Origin of the sequence: Streptomyces sp. NBC_00258 (assembly GCF_036182465.1) — a bacterium.
Lineage (GTDB): Bacteria > Actinomycetota > Actinomycetes > Streptomycetales > Streptomycetaceae > Streptomyces.
The window spans coordinates 6,330,300-6,353,275 of the sequence record NZ_CP108081.1 but is presented as its reverse complement, the minus strand read 5'-3'; the positions used below and the strand labels follow the sequence as shown (position 1 = coordinate 6,353,275).

Annotated in this window: 20 protein-coding genes and 1 pseudogene; 10 read left to right on the top strand and 11 right to left on the bottom strand. The window is 67.6% G+C overall.

Going from position 1 to position 22,976, the window contains the following annotated elements; all coding sequences use genetic code 11:
• Positions 1-392 precede the first annotated feature (392 nt).
• The 9 genes from rpmH (at position 393) to OG718_RS28325 (ending at position 7,452) form a co-directional block, all read left to right on the top strand.
• Positions 393-530: a 50S ribosomal protein L34 gene (gene rpmH, locus OG718_RS28365; protein ID WP_006381191.1), complete on the top strand. Its 138-nt coding sequence runs from the start codon at positions 393-395 to the stop codon at positions 528-530.
• Between the two features lie 18 nt (positions 531-548).
• Complete coding sequence (rnpA, locus tag OG718_RS28360) at positions 549-920, top strand: ribonuclease P protein component (protein WP_143641359.1); 372 nt, start codon at positions 549-551, stop codon at positions 918-920.
• A complete protein-coding gene (yidD, locus tag OG718_RS28355; protein ID WP_055611475.1) occupies positions 917-1,282 on the top strand; it encodes a membrane protein insertion efficiency factor YidD in 366 nt (121 codons plus the stop codon). The genes rnpA and yidD overlap by 4 nt, the downstream gene beginning before the upstream one ends.
• Before the next feature lie 3 nt (positions 1,283-1,285).
• Positions 1,286-2,578 carry a membrane protein insertase YidC gene (gene yidC, locus OG718_RS28350; RefSeq protein WP_328845517.1) on the top strand — a complete coding sequence of 431 codons (1,293 nt, stop codon included), beginning with the start codon at positions 1,286-1,288 and terminating at the stop codon, positions 2,576-2,578.
• Positions 2,579-2,593: 15 nt separating this feature from the next.
• Positions 2,594-3,106 (top strand): Jag family protein, encoded by a 513-nt coding sequence (locus tag OG718_RS28345; protein ID WP_055611477.1) that lies wholly within the window; start codon positions 2,594-2,596, stop codon positions 3,104-3,106.
• A gap of 138 nt (positions 3,107-3,244) precedes the next feature.
• Positions 3,245-3,961, top strand: coding sequence for a 16S rRNA (guanine(527)-N(7))-methyltransferase RsmG (gene rsmG / locus OG718_RS28340; RefSeq protein ID WP_328845516.1), 717 nt, complete (start codon positions 3,245-3,247; stop codon positions 3,959-3,961).
• A 373-nt stretch (positions 3,962-4,334) separates the two neighbouring features.
• Complete coding sequence (locus OG718_RS28335) at positions 4,335-5,408, top strand: ParA family protein (protein WP_143641541.1); 1,074 nt, start codon at positions 4,335-4,337, stop codon at positions 5,406-5,408.
• Positions 5,405-6,508, top strand: coding sequence for a ParB/RepB/Spo0J family partition protein (locus OG718_RS28330; protein WP_143641356.1), 1,104 nt, complete (start codon positions 5,405-5,407; stop codon positions 6,506-6,508). Before OG718_RS28335 ends, OG718_RS28330 begins: the two co-directional genes overlap by 4 nt.
• A 326-nt stretch (positions 6,509-6,834) precedes the next feature.
• Complete coding sequence (locus OG718_RS28325) at positions 6,835-7,452, top strand: GNAT family N-acetyltransferase (protein ID WP_328845515.1); 618 nt, start codon at positions 6,835-6,837, stop codon at positions 7,450-7,452.
• Positions 7,453-7,576: 124 nt separating this feature from the next.
• Here the strand turns inward: OG718_RS28325 and trxA are convergent, their stop codons facing one another.
• The 7 genes and pseudogenes from trxA to OG718_RS28290 all read right to left on the bottom strand — a co-directional run bounded on the left by trxA (position 7,577) and on the right by OG718_RS28290 (position 17,273).
• Positions 7,577-7,909 (bottom strand): thioredoxin, encoded by a 333-nt coding sequence (gene trxA, locus OG718_RS28320; RefSeq protein WP_143641354.1) that lies wholly within the window; start codon positions 7,907-7,909, stop codon positions 7,577-7,579.
• 43 nt (positions 7,910-7,952) lie between these two features.
• Positions 7,953-8,924 (bottom strand): thioredoxin-disulfide reductase, encoded by a 972-nt coding sequence (gene trxB / locus OG718_RS28315; RefSeq protein WP_306938954.1) that lies wholly within the window; start codon positions 8,922-8,924, stop codon positions 7,953-7,955.
• A gap of 194 nt (positions 8,925-9,118) precedes the next feature.
• Entirely contained in the window at positions 9,119-10,057 is a 939-nt protein-coding gene (locus tag OG718_RS28310) for an anti-sigma factor family protein (protein WP_328845514.1), read from the bottom strand.
• Positions 10,054-10,767: an RNA polymerase sigma factor SigM gene (gene sigM / locus OG718_RS28305; protein WP_328845513.1), complete on the bottom strand. Its 714-nt coding sequence runs from the start codon at positions 10,765-10,767 to the stop codon at positions 10,054-10,056. Before sigM ends, OG718_RS28310 begins: the two co-directional genes overlap by 4 nt.
• Before the next feature lie 26 nt (positions 10,768-10,793).
• Positions 10,794-12,521: a protein kinase family protein gene (locus OG718_RS28300; protein WP_328845512.1), complete on the bottom strand. Its 1,728-nt coding sequence runs from the start codon at positions 12,519-12,521 to the stop codon at positions 10,794-10,796.
• Positions 12,522-12,638: 117 nt separating this feature from the next.
• Positions 12,639-14,867, bottom strand: coding sequence for a murein biosynthesis integral membrane protein MurJ (gene murJ / locus OG718_RS28295; RefSeq protein WP_143641347.1), 2,229 nt, complete (start codon positions 14,865-14,867; stop codon positions 12,639-12,641).
• 46 nt (positions 14,868-14,913) lie between these two features.
• Positions 14,914-17,273: pseudogene (locus OG718_RS28290) on the bottom strand (DUF6049 family protein).
• Positions 17,274-17,507: 234 nt separating this feature from the next.
• Between OG718_RS28290 and OG718_RS28285 the strand changes: the two are divergent.
• The gene (locus OG718_RS28285; protein WP_328845511.1) at positions 17,508-18,974 is read left to right on the top strand and encodes a CCA tRNA nucleotidyltransferase; all 1,467 of its coding nucleotides are present in this window, start codon (positions 17,508-17,510) and stop codon (positions 18,972-18,974) included.
• 112 nt (positions 18,975-19,086) lie between these two features.
• On the opposite strand, the gene OG718_RS28280 is transcribed toward OG718_RS28285, so the two are convergent.
• The 4 genes from OG718_RS28280 to OG718_RS28265 all read right to left on the bottom strand — a co-directional run bounded on the left by OG718_RS28280 (position 19,087) and on the right by OG718_RS28265 (position 22,855).
• Entirely contained in the window at positions 19,087-19,584 is a 498-nt protein-coding gene (locus OG718_RS28280) for an LppU/SCO3897 family protein (protein WP_143641344.1), read from the bottom strand.
• 116 nt (positions 19,585-19,700) lie between these two features.
• Positions 19,701-20,966: an MFS transporter gene (locus OG718_RS28275; RefSeq protein WP_328845510.1), complete on the bottom strand. Its 1,266-nt coding sequence runs from the start codon at positions 20,964-20,966 to the stop codon at positions 19,701-19,703.
• A gap of 78 nt (positions 20,967-21,044) precedes the next feature.
• Positions 21,045-22,127, bottom strand: a complete 1,083-nt coding sequence (locus tag OG718_RS28270) for an inositol-3-phosphate synthase (RefSeq protein WP_328845509.1) — start codon at positions 22,125-22,127, stop codon at positions 21,045-21,047.
• Between the two features lie 44 nt (positions 22,128-22,171).
• Positions 22,172-22,855, bottom strand: coding sequence for a PadR family transcriptional regulator (locus tag OG718_RS28265; RefSeq protein WP_143641341.1), 684 nt, complete (start codon positions 22,853-22,855; stop codon positions 22,172-22,174).
• Positions 22,856-22,976: the final 121 nt, after the last annotated feature.

Sequence of the window (22,976 nt, the reverse complement as noted above, 5' to 3'; positions counted from 1 at the left end):
ACGCTCTCTCACGGGTCCCACGAACGTGTGATTCCTGGGACGGATTGGGTTGGAACTGAGGGTGGGGCGGGCGGCACGAATCAGATGGAGCAGGGAGAAGGGAACGAACCGGAGTCCAGCCACGGTAGTCAGGGCGACCCATGCGGTTCAAGTTGTTGTCCCCAGGCTGTGGATAGTGTCTCCCGGGCAGCGCTGGTTTGACCGGATGGCGTAGCCGCGCGTACCGTAACCAGGTCGAGTTGTCGATGGCTGCTGCCGCCTGCCTCCGATGGGCACAGATCGCGAAGAGTGATCGGGAAGCGGTGCACTCGGGCGTAAGCGAGCTACTCGTGGGCGCACGGTGACAGCCAAGACGGCACCCCGAAACTACCGATTTCTTCTGGAGCCCCCGAGTGAGCAAGCGCACCTTCCAGCCGAACAACCGTCGTCGCGCCAAGACCCACGGCTTCCGCCTGCGGATGCGCACCCGCGCCGGCCGAGCGATTCTCGCGAACCGTCGTGGCAAGGGTCGCGCCAGCCTGTCCGCCTGATCACCAACAGGTCATGACGTGCTGCCTACCGAGCATCGGCTGAGGCGGCGCGAGGACTTCGCGACCGCGGTACGCCGAGGACGCCGGGCCGGACGCCCGCTTCTCGTCGTTCATCTACGTAGCGGTGCAACCGACCCGCACGCGCCTGGGGAGAGCGCTCCCCCGGCGCGTGCGGGTTTCGTTGTCAGCAAAGCAGTGGGCGGGGCCGTCGTACGCAACAAGGTGAAGCGCCGGCTTCGCCATCTGATGCGTGACCGAGTGGCCCTGCTGACCCCCGGTAGCCTGGTAGTCGTACGAGCGCTGCCCGGTGCGGGTGACGCCGACCATGCACAGCTGGCCCGAGACCTGGACGCCGCCCTGGAGCGGCTACTGGGAGGGGGCGCGCGATGAAGTACCCGCTGCTGGCTCTCATCAAGCTGTACCAGTGGACCATCAGCCCGTTGCTCGGGCCGGTGTGCAAGTACTACCCGTCGTGTTCCCACTACGGGTACCAAGCCATCGACCGTCACGGTGCGATCAAGGGAACGGCACTCACCGCCTGGCGCATCCTGCGGTGCAATCCGTGGTCGCTGGGCGGTGTGGACCATGTCCCGCCGCGCAAGCGTCCGCGGTGGCACGAAATGCTGCGTAACGCCTGGCGTGCACGCAAGGGCGGGACCTCCGCCGCCGAACCGGCCACCGAGGGGCACGGTATGTCCAACCATCCCTCGAGCCCGGCCGCCGAGACCCCGTCCCATGCTCAAGGAGCCTGATTAGTGGACACGATTGCCAGTATTTTCAGCTTCATCACGACACCCGTTTCCTGGGTCATCGTCCAGTTCCATTCGGTGTACGGCGCCATCTTCGGCCCCGACACGGGCTGGGCCTGGGGCTTGTCCATCGTGTCCCTGGTGATCCTGATCCGTATCTGCCTGATCCCGCTCTTCGTGAAGCAGATCAAGGCGACCCGGGCGATGCAGACGCTCCAGCCCGAGATGAAGAAGATCCAGGAGCGCTACAAGAACGACAAGCAGCGCCAGTCCGAAGAGATGATGAAGCTGTACAAGGAGACGGGTACCAACCCGCTCTCCTCGTGCCTTCCCATCCTGGCGCAGTCCCCGTTCTTCTTCGCCCTGTACCACGTGCTGAACAGCATCGCGTCGAACGACACCATCGGCGTGATCAACGACCGGCTGCTGGAGAGTGCGCAGAAGGCGCACATCTTCGGGGCTCCGCTGGCCGCGAAGTTCACGGACGCCGACGCCAAGGTCCAGGCACTGGGCTCCACGATCACCGACGTGCGCGTCGTCACGGCGATCATGATCGTCCTGATGTCGTTCTCGCAGTTCTACACGCAGCGCCAGCTGATGACGAAGAACGTCGACACGACGGTGAAGACGCCGTTCATGCAGCAGCAGAAGATGCTGATGTACGTCTTCCCGATCATGTTCGCCGTCTTCGGTATCAACTTCCCCGTCGGTGTCCTCGTCTACTGGCTGACCACCAACGTGTGGACCATGGGCCAGCAGATGTACGTCATCCACAACAACCCGACGCCGGGTTCCAAGGCTCAGGCCTCCTACCTGGAGCGCCTGCACAAGCGCGTCACGCACCACGGCAAGACGCGCGGCCGCGGTGAGAAGGCGATCGTCAAGGCCATCGTGGCCAAGGGCCGCGATCGCAACGATTTCGAGCGCAAGTTCATCAACGGCCTGAGCAAGGCGGGCCTGGCGGCCCAGGCCGACGGCACCGTGGTGAAGAGCGAGGCCTCGACCGTGGTCGAGACCGAGGACGGCACCCCGGCGACGGGCGGCGCCGCTCCCAGGCGTCAGCAGCCCAAGCGGCAGAGCAAGTCCCAGCGTCAGTCGGGCGCTGCCCAGGGCGGCGGTTCCAAGGCGGCGGACGAGTCCGCGCCGAAGACCTCGCTCAGCAAGTCCGACGAACCGCAGGATGCCAAGCCCGGCCCCAAGCCGGCGGGCGGCAAGTCCGCGTCCGGTGGTACCCGCAGCAAGGCCCAGTCCGGACAGCGCAAGGGCCCGCAGCGGCCCAAGTTCCCGTCCAAGAAGTAAGAAGGAGTCCATCCCGTGACGGAAGGCACCACCTCCGCTGCCCCTGAGGGTGGCGACACCCTGACCCGCCTGGAGCAGGAGGGCGAGATCGCGGCCGACTACCTCGAGGGTCTGCTGGACATCGCCGATCTCGACGGCGACATCGACATGGATGTCGAGGCCGATCGCGCGGCAGTCTCGATCATCAGCGACTCCAGCGGCCGCGACCTGCAGAAGCTGGTCGGCCGCGACGGTGAGGTGCTGGAGGCACTCCAGGAGCTCACACGGCTGGCCGTGCACCGGGAGACCGGGGACCGTAGCCGGCTGATGCTGGACATCGCGGGTTACCGCGCCAAGAAGCGTGAGGAACTCTCCGAGCTCGGCGCGAAGGCCGCGGCCGAGGTCAGGAGTTCCGGTGAGCCCGTGAAGATGAAGGCGATGACCCCCTTCGAGCGCAAGGTGGTGCACGACGCGGTCAAGGCCGCGGGCCTGCGCAGTGAGTCCGAGGGCGAGGAGCCGCAGCGCTTCGTCGTCGTGCTCCCCGCCTGATCCAGCACGTCGTTCTCCGGCCCCGTCTGTGTTCGCAGGCGGGGCCGAACTTTGTCAGCCTGATAGTCCCCGATGGTTCCTGATAGTCCTGGTAGTCAGCGCGCAGTGCGCTCAAGCGGTACGGAAGGACGGTTCCCCGTGACGGAGGCAGCGGAGCTTCCCCCTACGCCCGAGCAGGCCCGGGCGGTATTCGGCGATCGCTTCGCAGACGCGGTTCGTTACGCGGAGCTGCTGGCGGACGCTGGAGTGCAGCGGGGTCTGATCGGCCCCCGTGAAGTGCCCCGCCTCTGGGAACGGCACCTGCTGAACTGTGCGGTGCTCTCGGAGGTCGTTCCCGAAAACGTGACGGTGTGCGATGTCGGTTCCGGTGCCGGACTGCCCGGTATCCCGCTCGCCCTCGTCCGCCCGGACCTGAAGATCACGCTCCTTGAGCCCTTGCTGCGGCGGACGAACTTCCTCACCGAGGTTGTCGAGCTGCTCGGTCTCGACCACGTCACCGTGGTGCGTGGGCGCGCTGAGGAGGTCCTTGGCAAGCTGCCTCCGGTCCACGTGGTGACAGCGCGGGCCGTGGCACCGCTGGACCGCCTCGCGGCCTGGGGTGTGCCGCTGCTGCGTCCGTACGGCGAGATGCTCCTCCTCAAAGGCGACACCGCGGAGGAAGAGGTCAGGAACGCAGGGGCCGCCCTGAGCAAGCTGGGCGCCGTGGACATCTCCGTGCTTCACGTCGGTGAAGGCGTGGTTGACCCTCTCGCCACGGTGGTGCGCGTCGAGGTCGGGGAGAGCCCCGGGGGTGTGCGTTTCGCGGCCAAGCGGGCGAAGGCGGCACGGACAGGACGGACCCGGAGGCGTCGTTGACCGACTCCCGAGAGAGTGACTCATTCGGGATGTGTGTTGTCGGGTCGGAGACTCGTTGACTGATCCGTCCTGACGACGAGACGTACTCCACACAAGCTGCCAAACCTACGCATGCCGGAGTGTCGCGCCGTCGCGGTCGTGCTAGCTGTGCATCGTGTTTCACGTGAAACGTCGCTCACTGCTGCACGGCATCATCAGTCGCGGCCGCGCTGCGGCCGAACCTCGCGACCGAAATCCTCTTGGATCCCTGGGATCCTTCGGAAAAAGACCCTCTCCTGGCGGCCATGCGTCCCCCAGGAAGGGCACGGAGTTGTCCACAGAGGTGGATTTCTCCACAGAACCAAGGGCCTCGCTGGTTCACGACCCCGAAGACATGGGAGGCTCTGTTCATTGCGAGCCTGAAGTCGAGGAGAGTGAATCCTTGCGGTCCGACGCCAACATCGCGGGACCGATGACCGATCCGGTCCCCGGTCCCCGTACCGAGTCGATGGGGGAGGATGTTTCACGTGAAACACCGCCCCCGATGGACGACACTCCCATCGGTCGTGCTGCCCAACTGGCGGTGGAAGCTCTCGGCCGTGCCGGCGAGGGCCTGCCACGGCCTGACCAAACCCGCGTGATGGTGGTCGCCAACCAGAAGGGCGGGGTGGGCAAGACCACGACCACGGTCAACCTTGCCGCTTCGCTCGCTCTGCATGGTGGGCGCGTCCTGGTGGTCGACCTCGATCCTCAGGGCAATGCCTCCACCGCGCTGGGCATCGACCATCACGCCGAAGTTCCTTCCATCTACGACGTGCTGATCGACAGCAAGCCACTCTCCGAGGTTGTTCAGCCAGTACCTGATGTCGAGGGTCTCTTCTGTGCACCTGCCACGATCGATCTCGCCGGTGCGGAGATCGAGCTGGTGTCCTTGGTGGCACGAGAGAGCCGGCTGGAGCGGGCGATCCAGGCGTACGAGCAGCCGCTGGACTACATCCTCATCGACTGCCCGCCCTCGCTGGGCCTCCTGACGGTCAACGCTCTTGTAGCGGGTGCCGAGGTGCTCATCCCGATTCAGTGCGAGTACTACGCGCTGGAGGGCCTGGGCCAGCTGCTGCGCAACGTCGATCTGGTCAGGGGGCACCTCAACCCCAACCTGCATGTATCGACGATCCTGCTCACCATGTACGACGGCCGGACGCGCCTCGCGTCCCAGGTCGCCGACGAGGTGCGCAGCCACTTCGGTGACGAGGTGCTGCGGACGAGCATTCCGCGCTCGGTCCGTATTTCCGAGGCCCCCAGCTACGGTCAGACAGTGCTGACCTACGACCCGGGGTCGAGCGGTGCCCTCTCCTACCTTGAGGCGGCACGAGAGATCGCGCTGCGCGGAGTCGGAGTGGCGTACGACGCGCAGCATGCCCACATGGGCGCACACAACGAACAGAACATGGTGGAGGGGATCCAGTGAGCGAGCGACGGAGGGGGTTGGGCCGTGGTCTCGGCGCACTGATCCCGGCTGCACCGACAGGAGAGAAGGCGGCACCATCCGCGCTGGGCGGTGCGTCCACATCGCCGGGAGCCGTACCCGTGCTCACCGCAGAGCGCGGGGTGGCGGCGGCCAAGGTGGCCGCACTTCCGTCGGCCCATGTTTCACATGAAACAGAGGAGCCGTCGGCGAGCGTATTCGGGGAGGCTCCGTCGGCGCCCGTCGGCGCATACTTCGCCGAGCTTCCTCTCGACTCCATCACCCCGAACCCGCGCCAGCCCCGCGAGGTCTTCGACGAGGACGCTCTCGCGGAACTCGTCACCTCCATCAAGGAGGTCGGCCTTCTCCAGCCGGTCGTCGTACGGCAGATGGGCCCGGCGCGCTACGAGCTCATCATGGGCGAGCGGCGCTGGCGGGCCTGCCGTGAGGCAGGGCTCGACGCCATCCCGGCGATCGTGCGGGCCACAGACGACGAGAAGCTTCTCCTGGACGCACTCCTGGAGAACCTGCACCGTGCTCAGCTGAACCCGCTGGAAGAGGCTGCTGCCTACGATCAGCTGCTCAAGGACTTCAACTGCACGCACGACCAGCTGGCCGACCGGATCGGCCGGTCGCGGCCTCAGGTCTCCAACACCCTGCGTCTGCTGAAGCTGTCGCCGTCGGTTCAGCGCCGCGTGGCCGCCGGAGTGCTCTCCGCCGGACATGCGCGAGCCCTGCTCTCCGTCGACGACTCGGAGGAGCAGGACCGATTGGCTCACCGGATCGTGGCCGAGGGTCTCTCGGTGCGAGCGGTCGAGGAGATCGTCACCCTCATGGGCTCGCGGCCGCAGTCGGCCGCACGCTCCAAGGGGCCGCGGGCCGGCACGCGGCTCTCTCCGGCACTGAGTGACCTTGCGACCCGTCTCTCGGACCGCTTCGAGACTCGGGTGAAGGTCGACCTCGGTCAGAAGAAGGGCAAGATCACCGTCGAGTTCGCCTCGATGGACGATCTTGAGCGGATCCTTGGCTCTCTCGCCCCGGGCGAGGGACCGGTTCTGCAGAAGAGCCTCCTGGACGACGACTCCGAGGAGACGGAAGCCTGAGGCCTGGGTCGGCCGGTCGACTTCGACCGGCCGACAGCGGAGCGGGCCGTGTCCGGTGTGTACCGGAACACGGCCCGCTCTTTGCTTTCAGGCGGTATCGATGGAATCGCATCGTGGATACGATGCGTTCGGGTATGGCGCATTCACCTGGCAGCACCTTTTGTGGGGAGGCGAGGGGCCATGCGAAAGGTGAGCCGGACCGGACTGGTGAGCGCGGGCTTGGGGCTCGGTGCAGTCGGCGGGTTCGTCGGCAGCCTGCTCAGGGAACGGAGCGCTCTGACAGCCGCTCGCGACGCTGCGGGCGAGGAAAGTGAGGAACTGCCTTCATGGGGCGCTGGCTCGCACCGCTCACGCTGGACAACCTTCAGGACCTTCCCAAGCGCTGTCGCGCGTGTGTCTTCTGGGAGTTGGACCCAGTCAGCGGTCAGGCCGCGGTAAAGGCAGGAACACCCGAGCTGGAGAAAGAGGCGTGGATCTCCGCCGTCCTGCTCGAATGGGGATCCTGCGGCCGGGTCGTGTACGTGGATGACGTACCGGCCGGCTTCGTGCTCTATGCGCCGCCCGCTTATGTGCCGCGCGCGACGGCCTTCCCCACGAGCCCGGTCTCCCCTGACGCTGTCCAGCTGATGACGGCCTTCATCATGCCGGGCTTTCAGGGGCAGGGACTTGGCCGTGTGATGGTGCAGACAGTCGCCAAGGATCTGCTCAGGCGGGGCTTCAAGGCGATCGAGGCATTCGGGGACGCCCGCTGGAAGGAGCCGGCCTGCGTCCTGCCTGCCGACCATCTCCTGGCCGTGGGATTCAAGACGGTCCGGCCGCACCCGACGTACCCGCGACTGCGCCTGGAGCTGCGTACGACGCTCTCCTGGAAGGAAGACGTGGAGTTGGCGCTCGACCGGTTGCTGGGGGCGGTACAGAAGGAGCCGGTGCTGCGTCCGCTGTAGGGCGCTCGTGTCTGTTGGATAGGTGCCTGGCCGTCGGCCCTACATGCGGATGGGCCAACCCGTCCGGGTTGGCCCATCCGTGTTTCACGTGAAACATCGCCGCCGCTGCGGGCGGCTTGCCCAACTACTCGGCGATGAAGTCCTCGAGGTCCCGCACGATCGCGGCCTTCGGCTTGGCACCGACGATCGTCTTGGCGACCTCGCCACCCTGGTACACGTTCAGCGTCGGGATGGACATGACGCCGTACTTGGCGGCCGTACCCGGGTTCTCGTCGATGTTGAGCTTGACGACCTCGATCTTGTCGCCGTACTCGGCGGCGATCGCCTCGAGGGACGGAGCGATCTGGCGGCACGGTCCGCACCAGGCGGCCCAGAAGTCCACCAGGACGGGCTTGTCGCTCTTGAGAACGTCCTGCTCGAAGGAATCGTCGGTCACGTGCTTGAGGGTGCCGGCCACGGCGGGCTCCTTAACTGGTTGGTGCGGTGGGGCGGGATGGGGGTCAGACAGCGGTCTTCTCGGGTTCCGCCGCGGCCTCGCCGTCTGCGAGGGCGGAGAGGAAGCGCTCGGCATCGAGGGCGGCGGAGCAGCCGGTGCCGGCCGCGGTGATCGCCTGGCGGTAGGTGTGGTCGACGACGTCGCCGGCGCCGAAGACACCCGTCAGGTTCGTCTGGGTCGAGGGTGCCTCGACCTTGAGGTAGCCCTCCCCGTCCAGGTCGAGCTGGCCCTTGAAGAGCTCGGTGCGCGGGTCGTGGCCGATCGCGATGAACAGGCCGGTGACGGGCAGCTCGGACGTCTCGCCGGTCTTCAGGTTCCGCAGCTTCAGACCGGAGAGCTTCTGGTCGCCCTGGATCTCGGCGACCTCGCTGTCCCAGACGAACTTGATCTTCGGGTCGGCGAAGGCCCGCTCCTGCATCGCCTTGGAGGCGCGCAGGGTGTCGCGCCGGTGGACGATCGTCACGGACTTGGCGAACCGGGAGAGGAAGGTTGCTTCCTCCATGGCGGTGTCGCCGCCGCCGATCACGGCGATGTCCTGGTCCTTGAAGAAGAAGCCGTCACAGGTCGCGCACCAGGAGACGCCTCGTCCGGAGAGAGCGTCCTCCCTGGGCAGACCCAGCTTGCGGTGCTGCGAGCCCGTGGCGACGATGATCGCCTTCGCCCGGTGCACGGTCCCCGCCGTGTCCGTGGCGGTCTTGATCTCACCGCTGAGGTCGACCGCGACGATGTCGTCCGGTACCAGCTCGGCACCGAAGCGCTCGGACTGCGCACGCATGTTGTCCATGAGTTCGGGGCCCATGATGCCGTCCTGGAAGCCGGGGAAGTTCTCCACCTCAGTGGTGGTCATCAGCGCACCGCCCGCGGTGACGGCGCCCTCGAACACCAGCGGCTTAAGCGACGCGCGCGCAGTGTAGAGCGCCGCCGTGTAGCCGGCGGGCCCGGAGCCGATGATGATCACGTTACGGACGTCGCTCACGGCTTGATTCCTCGTCTCTGGAGACTTCTTCGTACGACCGGTGGGAGCTTCTCTCAGAACTCTCACCCCACCCAACGGATCCTAAGGGGCGCGCATTCCCACTGTGTCCGGGCACACGAAGACGCGTCACCGCGCGGGGACGCCAAGAATGACGCAGAGGTGCTCAGGACGGTCCGCGGCGGAGCCGGGCTTGCTCAGCTCCGCGCGTAGGAGTGCTTCAGCAGAACCTTGCCTGCGGAGATCGACGGCTTGTCCACACAGGCGGAGTCCACGACGTAGGCGGTGACGCGTGTGGCGTTGGAGGCGTCGGGCAGCACCACGAGATACGCATCCGTGCCCTCGTAGGAACCTTCCTTGAAGGCGAGCGGATCCGCGTCGCGACCGATTCCCTGTGTGATGCACCCGGGAACCGAGACCGAGGGCGTGTTCAGGATGTGCGGTTCTTCAGTGGACTGGGTGCCGTACGGATTGGAGGTGCGAGGCCCGCCGTCCTTCTTCTTCTCGGCCTTGCCGAGAAGATCCGCGACCTGGCCCTTGAGTGTGCCCTCAGCGAAGGTATTCGCGGAGTCGCTCTGCTCGGGGGACGTCGACGGAGAGTCATTGTCCGAGGCGTTGTTGCCCAGCGACTGGAACAGCAGTCCGCCGAGTCCCAGTGCGGCGGCCGTGAACATGGCGCTCAGGACCGCAGTCCTCCGGCGTGCACGGCGCGGTCGGTTCGCGCGGCCCGGGCCGGTGGCGGCGCGGGGGCGTCCCGCGGGACGGTCTGTCGCAGTCGATGTTTCACGTGAAACATGCCTGCCGTCGTCGCCCTCGTCGGACAGGGGACGCGAAGCACCGACGGACGCGAGGGCGCCTGTGGCGTCGTCTTCGGGAACCGTGGCATTCAGCAGGGCCTCAGCGGCGAGAGCGGCGTCGATGCGTCCCGCGACATCGTCGGGCATGCGGAGCGGACCCGGGAGCGTGCCAAGCAGGCCTCGGATCTCCTCCAGCGAGTCGTACACGTCGGCGCAGAGCGTGCAGTCGTCCAGATGCTGACGCACGTCCGCCGTACGGGAGGGAGGGAGCAGACCTTCGGTGAGGTCGGAGATCTCCTCGACGTCCGGGTGCCCGGCCGTGTCGGTCGTGGATGTCACGCTCGCCCACCTCCGCCCTTCACAGCAGCTGAATCGCTTGGTCCATCGGGTTCTCCCGCTGCGGGTGGGACGGATGCCCCCTGCGTGCGGTTCCGTCCCTCACCCGACTTCTTGCTCGCTCTGTCGCTCTCGCTGTCCGTACGCAGGTGTTTGAGCAGCGGGAGAAGTCTGGCTCTGCCACGCGCACAGCGGCTCTTGACCGTGCCGGTCGGCACATCGAGCAGGCTGGCTGCCTCCGCCACGGGGTAGCCCTGCATGTCCACCAGGACGAGGGCTGCCCGCTGGTCGGGAGGCAGAGTGCCGAGTGCCTCCAACAGTTCACGGTGCAGATCGTTGCGCTCGGCCGGAGCGGAGGCCGACTCGTGCGGCTCCAGGAGTTGTTCGAGTCGTTCCGTGTCGTCCACGGGGGACGTCTTCCTGGAAGCCGCCTTGCGTGCGCGGTCCAGGCAGGCGTTCACCGTGATCCGGTGCAGCCACGTTGTGACGGCCGACTGGCCTCGGAAGGTGTGGGCGGCCCGGTAGGCGGAGACGAGTGCGTCCTGGACGGCGTCAGCGGCCTCCTCGCGGTCGCCCAGCGTCCGCAGCGCCACCGCCCAGAGCCGATCACGGTGACGCCGCACGATCTCGCCGAAGGCATCGGGATCGCCCTCGACATGACGGGCGAGGAGGCCCTGATCGCTCACTTCGCTGAACCCGGCGCCGTCCGCCATCGAACCCCCTCCCCCTCGGTGAGTGCTCAGCCGGTGAACTTCACGTCGGTGACGGCCTGCTTGTACCCGGCGTCGCTGAACTGGTCACCGGGTGCGTACGGCAGCGCAGTGAACCACACCAGCACGTACTGGGTCTTCACCTTCTTGTCGGCCTTCACCTTCGCGGTGGTCCCGCTCGTGGTCAGGGTCCCGATCTTCTGCATGGAGCTCAGCGAGGTCGAGGAGCTCATGGAATCCGTCGCGTACAGCGAAACCGTTGTGTGGTTACCACCGAACCGGAGACCTATCGAGGCGGCCGAGATCTCCTGCTTCGAGCCGAGGTCGTAGACGATGCCAACGCCGGGCTTGTAAGCCGGGTTCATCTCCGGACCGTCCAGGAAGCTCTTGCTCCGCCAGTACGTCGAGCTGTTGCCGTCGTAGGTATTGGCCACGTCCCCCGCCGCCTGGGCCGCACCCTTCGCGATGTACTCCTCGGCGCCCTCGATGGTGATCGGCTTGACCGGCTTCACGTTGTCGCCGCTCTTGTCATTGCCGTCCGTCGTCTTGGTGTTGCCCGTGTCGTCGGACTTCCCGCGGTCCATGAGCGCGTCCGCGAGCTGCCAGCTGCCGAGGCCGAGCGCGGCGATCAGAAGGGCGGACACCGCCCACTTGAGGGCCTTGCCGGTACGGGTCTGCAGCGGAGGCAGGGGAGTCGGTACCGGCTGGGTGGCCCCCGGGTGGGACGAGGGGCGACCGTAGTTGCCCTGCTGATACGTCGTGCGCTGGTAGTCCGGCGGCGCTGTGAACGCGGGCTCCGGCGGCCGGATGCGAGGCATCTCGCCGACCGCCTTCACCAGCTCCTCCGGCGTGGTGCAGGGAGGCTCCTGGCGGGAAGCGGTCGCGCCGTCGTTGACGAGCGCGCGCATCGCGAGCTCCGAAAGGCCCCGGTGCACGCCTGCGCGCACCTGGTCGGGGGCGATGAGGCCCACGCCCTTGGGCAGCCCGGAGAGGCCGTAGGCGTCGTTCTCGTACGGCCAGCGCTGGGTGAGCGTGGCGTACAGGAGCGCGCCGATCGCCTCCGTGTCGGTGCGCTGAGGGGTGTCGGAGCTGATCCCGCGCAGTGCCGCGTTCACGGCGAGACCGCGGATGCGCCACTGCCCGGACGAGGTGCGCAGCACGGCGCCAGGGGTCAGCTTCAGATGCGCCAGCCCCTCACGGTGCGCGGCGGCCATCGCCTGGGAGACCTGGCTGACCATCTGGTACGCCTCGTGCACCTCCAGCGGGCCGGCGGCCAGGAGCGCTGTCAGCTCCGTGGCATCCGGCAGCCACTCGTGCACCACATAGACGAGGTCGTTCTCCTCGACCGCGTCCAGGACCTGGACGAACCGAGGATCGCCCAAGAGGGCGGAGGAACGGGCCGCCGCCAGGACGGAGCGCGCTCGTGGATGGTCGGCGGGCAGCAAATGCACACCGACGGCGCGGCGGAGTTTTTCGTCCACCGCACGCCAACTGCTGAAACCGTCCAGACGGGTGACGCACTCTTCCAGTCGGTAGCGTCTGGCGAGTTTGTGACCGCTGTGCAGATCGGGCGGCGAGGTCCTGCCAGGGCTCTCGTTCCCCCCGCTCCCCTGTTCCTCTTCGCTCTCCGAACTGTCCGTGTCCCGCTCCCGGTTCTGGGCCACCCCGTCGGCCGTGGACTGGTCCGCCTTCGCGGTCAGCGGCTCATCGCCGCTGTTGTCTGCCACGTCGACGGCAGCCGTGCTCCGTTCCGCCACCGTCGTTCCTGCCTCCCCATCCATTACGCGCTGTCCGACGCCAAAGCCAATTGTGCCCACAGTCCACCCCTATGCACGACACGCGGTCGCGCACGATGGTTGTGCGCCTACCCCGCCTCAGCGCCCAAGGCGCCCGCGGACCATGCCGACCATTCCATTCAGCTCCTCGATGCGCATCCGCCGCGCCGCGACGTAGAAGACACCGAGCAGTACGACACCACCGCCGAGCAGGGAGGCGAACGAGCCGCTGACGCCCTGTCCCAGTGTGTGGCCGATTCCGTAGCAGGCCGCACCACTGAGCAGCGCGGCCGGCACCGACGCGATACCGAGCCGTGCGTACGTGCGCAGGACCCGGCCACCGTCCAGGTCGCCTCCCAGCCGCTTGCGCAGCCGGCTCCACGCGACCCCGACGCCGATCGCGTAGGCCAGACCGTACGACGCGGCCATGCCCGCCACCGCCCAGCGCGGGGGGAGCAGGAAGAAGCAGAGCGCCGAGGCACCGGCGTTGACGGCGGCCACGATGACCGTGTTGTAGAAGGGGGTCCGGGTGTCCTCGTACGCGTAGAAGGCGCGCAGCACGACGTACTGCACGGAGTACGGGATGAGCCCCAGGCCGAAGGCCATCAGCATGTAGCCCATGTTCGTAGCTTCGCTGGTCCCGGAGGCGCCGAACATCAGCGTGCACATCGGGATGCCGAGTGCGACGAAGCCGAAGGAGATGGGCACGATTGCGACGGCGGTCGTGCGCAGGCCCTGGGAGATGTCGTCGCGGACCGCGCCGCTGTCGCCTTCATGGGCCGAACGTGAGAGCCGCGGCAACAGGGCGGCCATCAGGGAGACCGTGATGATGGCCTGCGGGAGGCCCCAGATGAGCTGGGCGTTGGCGTAGGCCGCGAAGCCGGTGCCGTCGACCGGTGAGTCCTTGCCCGCCGCGGTGGACAGCTGGGTCACGACGATCGCGCCGGCCTGGTTGGCGAGGACGAAGAGAACGGTCCACTTGGCGAGCATCGCGGCCTTGCCCAGACCGTGGCCCTTCCAGTCGAAGCGCAACCGCAGCCGGAAGCCGGTCTCCCGGAGGTACGGGATCATCGCGAGGGCTTGGACGACAAGGCCGAGCAGGACACCGATGCCGAGCAGCCGCTCGCCCTCCGGCGGGATGGTCGCGGCTTCCATGCCGGAGTTCTCCGCGGTGCCGTACACCCAGATGAACAGCCCGAGCGTCACGATGATGACGACGTTGTTGAGGACCGGAGTCCACATCATCGCGCCGAACTTTCCGCGCGCGTTCAGGATCTGGCCCATCACCACGTGGATGCCCATGAAGAAGATCGTGGGCAGGAAGTAGCGGGCGAAGGTGACGGCGACGTCGTTGGCCGCCGCGTCTCTGGCAACTGGCGTCGACAGCACGCGGACCAAGAACGGCGCGGCGAGCACCGCGAGCGCGGTGAGCGCGCCGAGAACCACGACGACGAGGGTCAGCAGCCGGTTGGCGAATGCCTCACCACCGTCCTCGTCATCCTTCATGGCGCGGACCAGCTGCGGTACGAAGACGGAGTTGAGGCCACCGCCGACGGTCAGGATGTAGATCATCGTCGGCAGCTGGTAGGCGACCTGGAAGGTGTCGCCGAGGAGGCCGACGCCCAGCGCCGCGACGATCAGCGCGGAGCGGATGAAGCCGGTGAGGCGGGACACCATGGTGCCCGCCGCCATGACCGCACTGGACTTCAGCAGGCCGGACGCACGGCCACCGGACTTCTTCGCGGCCGCCGGCGCAGGTGCGGGCGGGGGTGTCGAAGGCGGCTCCACAGCCGGAGCGGGTTCCGGCGTCGGAGAGGGCACGCTGGGCGGACCCCCCGCGGGCGGGTATGCGCCACCGTGCTGCTGGTCCCGGAAGAGATGCGCGAAGGCGTCCGGCTCGTGGCGCTGCTCGCCGGCCTGGGTCACCAGGTCGTCGACACCCACGAACTGGGTCGTACGGGGGTCGTCGCCGTACGGCAGGTACTGGGTGGGTCCCTCGGGCTCGGGGGCCGGGGTCTGGGCCCACACACGTGGGTCGGGGGCGTACGGGGATTGGGGCGGCTGAGCGTAGAGCGGGGGCTGCGGCTGGTAGGTGCCGGGTGGCGGCGGGGGATGCGCAGCGCGGTCGTAGAGGGCCTCGGCGACGGGGTCCTGGGCGGCGAGATCCTGCGCCCTGTAGGGATCCTGGGCGTAGGCGTCCTGGAGGTACACGTCGGGTGCGGGCTGAGGAGGCACCTCGCCGGGCTCCGGCGGGCCCTGCGGCGGGTCGTCGGGGTGGCCGGAGCCGCCCGCGCCCTGACCGCGGTCACCGTCGTACGGCGCGTTCATGGTTACCCCACCTCATCGTCCCCGGGCCCACCGGCCGCGACATCGCTCAACGGTCCACTCTCTCACCCGTGCCGGACGGGTCCGTGATTTCCGGTGCGGTGTCCGGTGAAGGTCACTCGGGTGCTCCGGCACGTGTGCCCTCGACTCGGCTTCGGATGCTTCGGGAGCGTTCTGCTCCTCGCCGTCCGCTTGGACGTTCTCGGGTTCCTGCGTGGCCTGGCGGGCGGCCGCGCGCTTGCGCTGCGTGTACATCCGGAACCCGGCGAGCACGAGCAGCAGGACACCACCGGCGATGACCAGCATCACCGTGGCGGTGATCTCGGTGACCTTCACGTCGAAGGGGACTTCGGGCCCGTACGGCCGGCCGTCCTCCGTGAACAGTTGGGCGACGACCCTCGCCCGGCCGTTGGCGTGGGCGTTGGTGGTGAACTTCACCGACTGGCTGTGTCCGCCCGAGACCGTGACCGGCTGTTCGTCGTAGGCGCCGTCACCGATGCTGAGGCGGCTCGGCTGGGTCGAGGTCAGGCGCAGCGTCAGGTGGTCGACGCCCTGGACGAGGTTGTTCTGCACCGTAACGGGGATCGTGGCGCTGCGGCCCGACAGCTTCGCCTCGGACTTCTTGATCAGTGCGACGCTTTCGGTGAGCTTGATGAGGTATGCCTCCACACCGTCGCGGTAGAGCGTCGCATCGGTGCTGCGGCCGCGCCAGGACGTGGACATCGACCGGTCCATGGCCCGTCCGAAGGGGGTGACCACGCGGGACTTGTCCGCCAGGATCACCTGGAAGCTGTCGAGCTTGTCCTGCGTGCGCTCGATCTGCTCGAAGGCCGTCTGCGGCAGCCCCTGCTTGCGAAGCGAGGAGGGGTACGCCGCCGCCGACGGAACCCGAGTGGTGGCGCCCGCGTCCGGCTTGGTCTTGGTGGCCGCGGACAGATCCGCCGACTGCGACCAGTTTCCGTCCTGGAGAGCCGTCAGCGCTTGCGCCATCGTCTGGGCCTGGCTGGAGGTCGGCATGCGCTGCGGGGCGACCACGACGCTGCGCTGCTTGTCCGGGACCTGGAGCGAGAACATCAGGCTCTGGGCGAGGAACTTCTGCACGGCGAGCGTGGAGTTGCCCGCCACCGTCATGTCGCCCTGGAAGGCCGTCGACAGACGGGCGTCCGCGACCACCGCGGTGATGCCGCCGCCGATCGGACGCGCCGCGGAAGGCGTGTACGGCAGGCTTCCGGCTTCCTTGAGGCTGTCGCTGCGGGAGATCACCGTGTCGGCCCCGGCCGAGGTGGCGACCTTGACGATCGAGGGGTCGATCGCGCCGTTCGCGGGCCAGGCGTACTCCGTGCTGGGCGTCACGTGGAGGATCGACTCCACGGTCGTCGCGGCCACGGTGGTGGCGTCCTTGAGATGGCTGAGCGACCCGGTGGCGGTCTTTCCGTTGTGAGCCAGCGATGCCAGATCCGGGTCGGCGAAGGGAAGAGCGACGACTTCCTCGTTCTCGACCGTGTTCTCCAGTTCGGAGAGCCACTGCTTGGCCACAGCCTGGTTCGTGCCCGCCGTGGTCGTCGTGCTGGAGCCGTTCACCTGGACGCGGTAGCTGCGGGTCATCGCGTCGACGGACGCCAGCAGATCCGGGTCGACGACCCATGTGACGTCGAGGTTCTTGCCGAGCGCGAGGAGCTGTTGCAGGCGCCCGCCCGGGGCGATCTCCGCGGCCAGGTCGTCGTCCTTGAAGACGGGGGTCTGCTGCTCGTTCGACCCCGTCTCGGCCGTCATGTGCGAGGTGGAGATGAGCGGCCAGAGGTATGTGGTCCGGGTCTTCCTGTCCGCCGCGTCGGGCTGCCACGGCAGGAAGGTCCGCTCGATGCCGAGGATCTGGTCGTACGCCGCGGCGGCGGTCCGGCCGGTGAGTGTGACACCGAGCTGGTAGACGCCGTCGGAGCTGAGGGGCAGCTTGTCGACGGGGACGGAGATGCTGAAGGTCTGCGGGACACCCGGCGCCAGCTTGGAGAACTTCGCGACGTACTTGCCGCCGACGTCCGTACCCGCGTACGGGTTGCTCCGTGCGGCGTCGTCGATCGCCGAGCGGCCGTTCATTGTCGGGCCCACCCGGAGGCCGACGCGCGCGTCAGTGATCGTCTGCTTGCCCTTGTTGACGATCCTGCCGGAGACGGTGAGCGTGTCCCCGTCGGAGGGCACGCGAGGGCTGAGCGTGTCCAGAGAGACATCGACCGTACGGGAACCGGAGACCTCCGCTGCGGCACTGCGCTCGGCCGCGTACGCGGACGGCGCTACGGGCAGCTGGCAGAGGCCGGCCAGCAGGGGAGCCGCGGCCAGCAGCGCCCCGGTGCGCCGCAGCCAGCGGCGGGCAGGTGAGGGACTCGTCCCCTGGAAGTCTGCCGCCTCGGCCACGCGCTCGCCCGTCCCTCGTCGTCGTCAGTGGTCGTCGGAATGTGCGTCCACGCATGGTAACGATGCGCGCTGAGGGTAAGTGCCGCGGTCCGGTCCACAAGATCGGAGACGAGACCATGCTGTCCCACTATGTCCGCCTATCAGTGGCGAGGTCTCCGCAGGGGCGGGGGAAGGTGTCGGTGCACGTTTAATGGAGGCGCCCGCGGGGGTCCGGGCCACGTACCCTTTTCTGTTGTGCCGAACGCCAACGAAGACAATCCCAGTGCCCTGAATCAGGTGCAGAGCCGCGCGGTGAGCGAACTGCTGCGGGTGTCCCCCGTCGCCGATGAGCTCGCCCGCCGTTTCCAGGAGGCCGGGTTCTCCCTCGCCCTGGTCGGCGGCTCGGTCCGGGACGCCCTCCTCGGCCGGCTCGGCAACGACCTGGACTTCACGACCGACGCCCGGCCCGAGGACGTATTGAAGATCATGCGGCCCTGGGCGGACGCCGTGTGGGAGGTCGGGATCGCCTTCGGCACGGTCGGCGGACAGAAGGACGCCCGCGTCGGAGACGTCAACCAGAGCTTCCAGATCGAGGTGACGACCTACCGTTCGGAGGCGTACGACCGGACCTCGCGCAAGCCCGAGGTCTCGTACGGCGACTCCATCGAGGAAGACCTGGTGCGCCGTGACTTCACGGTGAACGCGATGGCCGTGGTGCTCCCCGAGAAGGAGTTCATCGATCCGCACGGCGGGCTGGACGATCTTGCCGCCCATGTTCTGCGGACTCCGAGCACACCCGAGGCCTCCTTCTCCGACGACCCGCTGCGGATGATGCGGGCCGCTCGGTTCGCGGCGCAGCTTGACTTCGGGGTGGCGCCGGACGTCGTCGCGGCGATGAAGGCCATGGCCGAACGGATTGAGATCGTCTCCGCCGAGCGCGTGCGTGACGAGCTCAACAAGCTGGTCCTGTCCGCCCACCCGCGGAAGGGGCTGACGCTGCTCGTCGACACCGGGCTCGCCGACCGGGTACTGCCCGAACTGCCCGCTCTGCGCCTGGAGAGGGATGAGCACCATCGGCACAAGGACGTCTACGACCACACGCTGATCGTTCTGGAGCAGGCGATGGCGCTGGAGGAGAACGGTCCCGACCTCACCCTGCGCCTGGCCGCCCTGCTGCATGACATCGGCAAGCCGCGGACGCGTCGCTTCGAGACGGACGGACGGGTCTCCTTCCACCACCACGAGGTGGTGGGCGCCAAGATGACCAAGAAGCGGATGACCGACCTCAAGTACTCCAATGAGCTCGTGAAGGACGTCTCGCGTCTGGTCGAGCTGCACCTGCGCTTCCACGGCTACGGAACCGGGGAGTGGACGGACTCCGCGGTGCGCCGGTACGTGCGTGATGCGGGCCCGCTCCTGGACCGTCTCCACAAGCTGACCCGCTCGGACTGCACGACACGCAACAAGCGCAAGGCCGCCGCGCTTTCTCGTGCGTACGACGGTCTGGAGGAACGCATCGGTCAGCTTCAGGAGCAGGAGGAGCTGGACTCGATCCGGCCCGACCTCGACGGCAACCAGATTATGGAGATCCTGGGCGTCGCGCCCGGCCCGGTCATCGGGCAGGCCTACAAGTTCCTGCTGGAACTGCGTCTGGAGAACGGTCCGATGGAGTACGACGCGGCGGTGTCGGCGCTCAAGGAGTGGTGGGCCGCACAGAACTGAGGGCGCTGGGCGGAGTCATGTTTCACGTGAAACATGACTCGCTTTCCTGGAGCCGGACATGCCGAGGGGCGGTGTTTCACGTGAAACACCGCCCCTCGCGTCCGCACTGTTCTTACTTGTTGTCTGCCAGGCAGAGCACGAAGGAGTCGGACCCTTCCTTCCAGGAGAGAGCGGCAGTGGTGCCCTGGACGGACTGGCAAGCGAGCTGCGCCAGGCTGGAGCCGTCCTTCTTCGCCAGAACCTTGTGCGTGGCCTTCGAGTCGCCGCAGTCGAGCTTCTCGACCGTGGCGTTGGAATCGGAGCCCGTGTTGCGCAGGCAGTCGCCGGCCTGAAGCTTTGTGGCGTCGTCGCCACCGAAGAAGTAGGTGCCGGCGGCTATGGAGAGCACGGCCACGGGGATGATGAACCGCAGGTACTTCTTGAAGCCACTACGCGCCGGAGCAGCCGGCGGAACCGGCGCGCCCTGGTTGAAGTACGGGGGCTGCTGGGTGTCTCCGGGCTGCGGCTGGCCGTACGGGTTCCCGCTCGGGGGCTGCCCGTAGGGGTTCTGGCCCTGGGGCGGCTGCCCCTGCGCGAACGGGTTCTGGCCTTGAGGCGGCGGAGTGGTCACTTTGGGGGTCCCCCTAGGACGTAGGAGCGCGTGGCGCGAAATAAGACGCACGTAAGCTACCGGCCGCCACTGACAACTCTGTAGCCCGCTGTGGCTCTGTGTCATTTATGTGACACTCACTGCCGTGCAAAGCGGGCCATAGTGGCAGCAACTGCCCCGTAGATAACGGCCACCGTGACCACGAGCGCGACCGAGCGGCCGTCAGGAGGCAGCATCAGCGCGGCCACCGCGGCGGCGCCGACGAAGGCCACGTTGAACAGAACGTCGTAGACGGCGAAGATCCGGCCACGGAAGCCGTCGTCTACGGACGACTGGACCACGGTGTCCGTGGCGATCTTCGCGCCCTGAGTCGTCAGGCCGAGGACGAAGGCGGCGACCAGTATGGGGACTTCGGCGAACGGCAGGCCGAGCGCCGGCTCCAGGACCGCGGCGGATCCGGCACAGGCGATGATCCAGCCGCTGGGCCCGAGCCGGCCGACCGCCGCAGGGGTCAGCACAGCCGCGGCGAAGAAGCCCGCTCCGGAGATCCCCACGGCCAGGCCCAGGAGGGCGAGCCCGTCGTCGTCCGAGCCCGACGACCAGGCGTACCGGCAGAGCATCAGCACCATGACCGTCAGGGCGCCGTAGCAGAACCGCATCAGTGTCATCGCGGCCAGGGCCCGGGCGGCCTCCCGTCGTGCGGGCTCGGCCAGATGACGTACCCCTGACGTCAGGCCGTGTGCCGTGCCGACCAGTGCCGCCTTCAACCGTGGATGCACCAACTCCCGGTCGGGGCCCAGAAGTTCCGGTGCCAGGCGCAGCGAGGCGAGCGCGGAACACACGTAGAGGGCTGCTCCGACGAGGACGACCGCCGCATCGGAGTCCGAGGCGACCAGCCGGACGACGAAGGCGAGACCGCCGCCGACCGTCGCGGCGAGCGTTCCGGCCGTGGGCGACAGGGAGTTGGCCATCACCAGGCGCTCGGAGTCGACGACGCGGGGCAGTGCGGCGGACAGGCCCGCCAGGACGAACCGGTTGACCGCGGTCACGCACAGGGCGGAAACGTAGAAGAGCCAGTCCGGCACACCGCTCAGCATGAGGACGGCCGTCAGGGCGGCCAGCGCCGCCCGCAGCAGGTTCCCGTACAGGAAGACCTGGCGGCGTCGCCAGCGGTCCAGCAGGACGCCGGCGAAGGGGCCCACGAGGGAGTACGGGAGCAGCAGGACCGCCATGGCCGAGGCGATCGCCGCCGCCGAGGTCTGCTTCTCCGGTGAGAAGACGACATACGTGGCGAGCGCGACCTGATAGACGCCGTCAGCACCCTGCGACAACAGCCGGACGGCGAGCAGACGCCGGAAGTTCCCGAAGCGCAGGAGGACGCGCAGGTCACGCACGACAGCCATGGGGCACAGCCTCACATACGAGGAGGGTCCCCGGGCTTGCGACCCGGGGACCCTCAACAGAGCGGCACATCAAGCGTTTTAGCGCTCGACCTCGCCCTTGATGAACTTCTCGACGTTGTCGTAGGCCTCGTCGTCGAAGTACTGGACCGGCGGCGACTTCATGAAGTAGCTCGACGCGGAGAGGATCGGGCCGCCGATGCCACGGTCCTTGGCGATCTTCGCGGCACGCAGGGCGTCGATGATGACACCCGCGGAGTTCGGGGAGTCCCAGACCTCGAGCTTGTACTCCAGGTTCAGCGGGACGTCACCGAAGGCACGGCCCTCGAGGCGGACGTACGCCCACTTGCGGTCGTCGAGCCAGGCCACGTAGTCCGAGGGACCGATGTGGACGTTCTTCGCGCCCATGTCGCGGTCGGGGATCTGCGAGGTGACGGCCTGCGTCTTCGAGATCTTCTTGGACTCGAGGCGGTCGCGCTCCAGCATGTTCTTGAAGTCCATGTTGCCGCCGACGTTGAGCTGCATGGTGCGCTCGAGTCGGACACCGCGGTCCTCGAACAGCTTCGCCATCACACGGTGCGTGATGGTGGCGCCGACCTGCGACTTGATGTCGTCGCCGACGATCGGGACGCCCGCCTCGGTGAACTTGTCCGCCCACTCCTTGGTGCCGGCGATGAAGACCGGAAGAGCGTTGACGAAGGCGACCTTGGCGTCGATGGCGGCCTGGGCGTAGAACTTCGCCGCGTCCTCGGAACCGACGGGCAGGTAGCAGACGAGAACGTCGACCTGCTTGTCCTTGAGGATCTGGACGACGTCGACCGGGGCCTCGGCGGACTCCTCGATGGTCTCGCGGTAGTACTTGCCGAGACCGTCGTACGTGTGACCGCGCTGGACCGTGACGCCCTTGTTCGGGACGTCGCAGATCTTGATGGTGTTGTTCTCGCTGGCGCCGATGGCGTCCGAGAGGTCGAGGCCGACCTTCTTCGCGTCGACGTCGAAGGCGGCGACGAACTCGACGTCACCCACGTGGTAGTCGCCGAACTGGACGTGCATCAGGCCGGGCACCTTGGACGCCGGATCGGCATCCTTGTAGTACTCGACGCCCTGTACCAGCGAGGCGGCGCAGTTGCCCACGCCGACGATGGCTACGCGAACCGAACCCATTCCGGTTGCTCCCTGTGTGTACTCGGTGAAGCCCTGAGAGGACTTCACGTGGCAGTGTCATCGGACGGATCCGGCCCGGGAGTGTCCCCGGGCCGGGGCAGGCCGCCCGACTCCCCAGATGTGCTGTCCTGCTGAGCGGAGCCGTCCGATCCGGGACGCTGCTGGTCCCGTCCGGCCCGCTCGCTCTCGATGAGCTCGTTCAGCCAGCGCACTTCGCGCTCCACGGACTCCATTCCGTGGCGCTGGAGCTCAAGGGTGTAGTCGTCGAGTCGCTCCCGGGTGCGCGCCAGAGAGGCACGCATCTTCTCCAGGCGCTCCTCGAGACGGCTGCGGCGCCCTTCGAGGACCCGCATCCGTACGTCCCGTGACGTCTGGCCGAAGAAGGCGAAGCGAGCGGCGAAGTGCTCGTCCTCGTACGCGTCGGGACCCGTCTGTGAGAGCAGGTCCTCGAAATGCTCCTTACCTTCAGCCGTCAACCGATAGACGATCTTGGCGCGACGCCCTGAGAGTGGCGCCGCGAGCGCGTCCTCGGTGGTGTTCCCCGGCTCCTCGATCAACCAGCCGCTGGCGACCAGCGTCTTGAGGCAGGGGTAGAGCGTCCCGTAGCTGAACGCACGGAACACCCCCAGTGACGTATTGAGGCGTTTGCGCAGCTCATAGCCGTGCATCGGGGACTCGCGGAGCAGGCCGAGGACGGCGAACTCAAGGATCCCGGAACGCCGGCTCATCGTCGCCTCCTCTCTGCCGCGGTCTTGCCGTGACGGTCTTTATGCCGAGCTGATGTATCGACTCGATACATCAGAACGATAGATCGGTCCGCCGCATGCGACAAGAGGGGGCATCGTGAAC